General features: G+C 63.9%; 3 protein-coding genes. 1 reads left to right on the top strand and 2 read right to left on the bottom strand.

Annotation, left to right across the window (positions count from 1 at the left end; translation table 11 throughout):
• A partial coding sequence (locus M3498_13925; GenBank protein MDQ3460376.1) for a carboxylesterase family protein occupies positions 1 to 322 on the bottom strand: 322 nt, incomplete at its 3' end.
• A 344-nt stretch (positions 323 to 666) separates the two neighbouring features.
• Here M3498_13925 and M3498_13930 point away from each other — a divergent pair.
• The gene (locus tag M3498_13930) at positions 667 to 3,285 is read left to right on the top strand and encodes a valine--tRNA ligase (protein ID MDQ3460377.1); all 2,619 of its coding nucleotides are present in this window, start codon (positions 667 to 669) and stop codon (positions 3,283 to 3,285) included.
• Positions 3,286 to 3,363: 78 nt separating this feature from the next.
• On the opposite strand, the gene M3498_13935 is transcribed toward M3498_13930, so the two are convergent.
• Positions 3,364 to 3,894: a hypothetical protein gene (locus tag M3498_13935; protein ID MDQ3460378.1), complete on the bottom strand. Its 531-nt coding sequence runs from the start codon at positions 3,892 to 3,894 to the stop codon at positions 3,364 to 3,366.
• Positions 3,895 to 4,035: the final 141 nt, after the last annotated feature.

Consider the following 4,035-nt stretch of genomic DNA (forward strand, 5'->3'; position numbering starts at 1 on the left):
GCGGGCAGATGGGGCCAAAGGCGTCCGCCTGCCAGGTGCCCGGCCAGGGAGCTTTGGGAACGGGGGCGCGCCAGCGGTTTTCGCCGGCGGTGCTTTCGGCGTAGGGAACGCCCAAAAAGGCGCGCACGGGGCTGCCACCCTGTGCTACGCCGCAGACCCAGCCGCTGACCGTCGCCACCACACCGCTGGGGCAGTCTACGGGAGCTTGGCTTCTCGCCGCGCCCCAGGTGCAGAGCGCGGCGAGAAGAGCGACGAGAAAAAGGTCGAAACGCTGACAGGGCGGCTGACGCCGCGCGGCTGTGGCTGCCCAAGGGTTGTGCATGCCCCATTCTACGCCCTTTGCTCGAGGCTTCTGCTATACTCGAGTCGCATTGAGCGGGAGGAGTAGCTCGCGTCCACCCTCCAGAGAGCCCGGATGACAGGCTGAAAGTCCGGGTAGGGAAAGGCCGAGTGAAGGTCGCCCGTGAGCATGGGGAAGAAAGGCCGCATTGATGACAATCGATGACAATGGCCGACTAGAACCCCCGGAGTCGCCCCGACAGTGCGATGAAATGAGTGCCCAGCAAGTAGAACGCTCGTTGGGAACTGCGGTGGTACCGCGGGATTTGGGTAATCTCGTCCGCTTGTGAAGCGGGCGCTTTTTTTGCGCCGGATGGGAGCTGCGTGATGAGAGAACTCGAGAAGCAGTACGACCCCCAGAGCGTGGAGGCGAAGTGGGCGCGGCGCTGGGCCGAGCAGCCCTTCACCGCCGACGCCCACTCGGACAAACCCCCCTTTTGTATCGTCATGCCGCCGCCCAACGTGACGGGAGACCTTCACCTCGGTCACTCTTTTCCCAATACGCTGGCCGACGCCTTGATTCGCTTTAAGCGCATGCAGGGCTACGAGGCGCTCTTTCAGCCCGGCACCGACCACGCCGGCATCTCGACGCAGGTGCAAGTCGAAAGGGCGCTGCGCAAGGAAGGCAAGACCAAGCACGATCTGGGCCGTGAGGAATTTCTGGCGCGCGTCTGGGTCTGGAAGGAGAGGTATGGCGGGATAATCGTCAAGCAACTCCAGCGCTTGGGCATCTCTGCCGACTGGAGCCGCATGCGCTTCACGATGGATGAAGGGCTCTCCAGGGCGGTGCGTCACCAGTTCGTCAGGCTCTATCACGACGGGCTCGCCTATCGCGGCGAGCGCATCGTCAACTGGGACCCCGCCAGTCAGACGACGCTCTCGGAGCTCGAGGTCGAGCGTTCGGAGCGTCCGGGCAAGCTCTACACCCTGGCCTATGCCTTGGAGGGCGGGGCGAGTATCAACGTCGCCACGGTGCGCCCCGAGACCATCTTCGCCGACGTGGCGGTCGCTGTTCACCCCGACGACGAGCGCTATAAAGCCCTTCTCGGCAAGGGGGCGCGCATCCCGCTGACGGAGCGCTGGATTCCCATCATCGCCGACGAGGCCGTGGAGAGGGACTTTGGCACGGGGGCGCTCAAGATCACCCCGGCGCACGATCCGACAGACTTCGAAATCGGCCTTCGCCATAACCTGGAGCGCCCCAGCGTCATCGACCTTGACGCCAAGCTCGTTGGCGACCTGGTGCCCGAGAGGTTTAGAGGTCTGGACCGCTTCGAGGCGCGGGGGGCGGTGGTGGCCGCCCTCGAGGCCGAAGGCTCCGTGCTCGAGACCAAGGACCACAGCGTCGCCCTGGGCCTGTCGCAGCGCACCGGCGAGCCGGTCGAACCGCTCTTGTCCCTGCAGTGGTTCGTCGCGACCGACAGCGCCGCCAGGCGCGTCTTGAAGGGTCTCGACGAGGGCGACATTACCATCGTTCCCGAACGTTATGCCAAGGTCAACCGCGACTGGCTTGCGAATCTGCGCCACTGGAATATCTCCCGCCAGCTCTGGTGGGGCCACCAGATTCCGGCCTGGTATGACGGCGAGGGCAACATCTACGTGCCCGACCCGGAGAACCCCGACCTCGACCCGCCCGACGACCCGCGCTACGCCGGGCTCGAGCTGCACCAGGACGAAGATGTCTTCGACACCTGGTTCTCCAGCAACCTCTGGCCCTTTTCGACGCTCGGCTGGCCGGAAAGCGAAGACCCCTTCTACAGGAAGTTTTATCCGACCAGCGTGCTGGTCACGGGCTACGACATCCTCTTTTTCTGGGTGGCGCGCATGGAGATGGCGGGCTACCAGTTGACCGATCGGGCACCCTTTAGCCACGTCCTTCTCCACGGCCTGGTGCTTGACGAACAGGGCCAAAAGATGAGCAAGTCCAAGGGCAACGGCGTCGACCCCTTGGAGGTCATCGACCGGTACGGCGCCGACGCCCTGCGCTTCGCCACCACCTATGCCAGCACCGGCGGCCAGGACATCCGCTGGGACGGGCGCCGGGTCGAGATGGGCCGCAACTTCGGCAACAAGCTCTGGAACGCGGCGCGCTTCGCGATGATGAACCTGGCGGGTGAACTCGACGAGGGCCCGCCCGAGACGCTCGCCGATCGCTGGATCTTGAGCCGGCTCCAGCGCGCGACGGAGGAGATCGGCCGGCTCTTGGAGTCCTACGATCTGGGCGGAGCTACCCGGGCGGCCTACGGCTTCGTCTGGTCGGAGTTCTGCGACTGGTACTTAGAGGCGGCCAAGCCCGCCCTGCGCGAGGACAAGGATGGTAAAGGGGCGCGCAGCCGGCACATCCTCAGGACCGTCCTCAGCGACATTTTAAGGCTCCTGCACCCGCTCACGCCCTTCATCACCTCGGAGATCTACGAGGCGCTCGGTCATGACGAGCAACTGGGCTGGGCGAGCTGGCCCCTGCCGGACGAGAGGCTTATCGACCGTGAGGCGGAAAGGGCCTTCGAGCAGGTGCAAAACGCCGTGGCCGCCGCGCGTAACTTGCGCGCTCAAGCGGGGCTTTCGCCCGCGCAGACCCTGCCCCTTCAGCTTTCGGGTGCGGCCGCGGAGGGGGTGCTTGCAAATCGCGAGGTCTTTGCGTTCTTGGCGCGGGCCGAGCTCATCGCCACGATGTCGGGCGCCTCGCTGAGCCAGGTCGCCCAGGGGCTCACGGTGCGGCTTGGGCTCGAGGGCCTCGTCGATGTGGGCGAGTGGCGCGCGCGACAGGAAAAACGCCTGGCGGAACTTCGGACCAACGCCGACAAGAGCCGCACCAAGCTCGCCAACGCCAAGTTCACCGGGAACGCGCCCAAGGAGGTCGTCGAGGAGGAGAGGCGGCGGCTGGCCGAGGCCGAGGAGCTGACCAGAGGGCTCGAGGCCGCGTTGCGGCGGCTCGCTACTCCTTAAAGCGGCTCGGCGTGCCAAAAACTTGAGCCCGGATCTTATCCGGGCTCAATACACTTCAGAGCTTTTGGCTGTCGGGCCTTAGTTGCTGCCTTCGCCCTCTTCGTCCTCGTCCATGTCGTCCATGTCGTCGGTGTCGGTGTCTACTTCGGTGTCGGTGTCCACGTCGGTGTCCACATCGGTGTCCACATCGGTTTCCATGCCAACGCCCATGCCCATACCTTCTTCGTCAAGGTCGGCTAGGACCGCATCGAAGACCTCGTTGAGCAACTCTTGCAGGCGCTCGAGCGAGCTTCTCGTCATCGGCTCTGCGGCTTCGGCGCCTGCGGCCGTCTCCGTCGCCATACCGTTGCCGAGAAGTTCGTCCATCAGGTTGTTGAGCTCTTCTTGCAGCTCCTCGAGGGTAGCGCGGTCAACCGACATCTGCTCGTTATGCTGAGCGAGAAGCTCGTCGATGATGTCGTTGAGGGCGTCGCGCAACTGCTCGAGCGGCTGCCGGAAATCTTCAATGTCCGTCTGCTCCATCTGCTGACCGGTTTGCTGTTGCTGAGCAAACGCGGGCGCACCGAGCAACAGAGCCATGACTATACCAATAAGACCTAGTTTCTTCATGTAAGCAACTCCTTATCAGATCAAACCTACCCCCTTTACCTTAGAGCCGAACGAGAGGGAAACAATGAACAATGTAGGCCACCTTTCGGAGTCGAGCTTGACCCTACTCGGATCCGCTCCAGACTCTCCATTGATTCTCAT

This window comes from Deinococcota bacterium (assembly GCA_030858465.1).
Classification (GTDB): Bacteria; Deinococcota; Deinococci; order Deinococcales; family Trueperaceae; genus JALZLY01.

What these genes read in the sequence shown, in the direction of transcription:
- M3498_13930 (MDQ3460377.1), top strand. Translation starts at nt 667, where the DNA reads ATGAGAGAACTCGAGAAGCAGTACGACCCCCAGAGCGTGGAGGCGAAG.
- M3498_13935 (MDQ3460378.1), bottom strand. Translation starts at nt 3,894, where the DNA reads ATGAAGAAACTAGGTCTTATTGGTATAGTCATGGCTCTGTTGCTCGGT.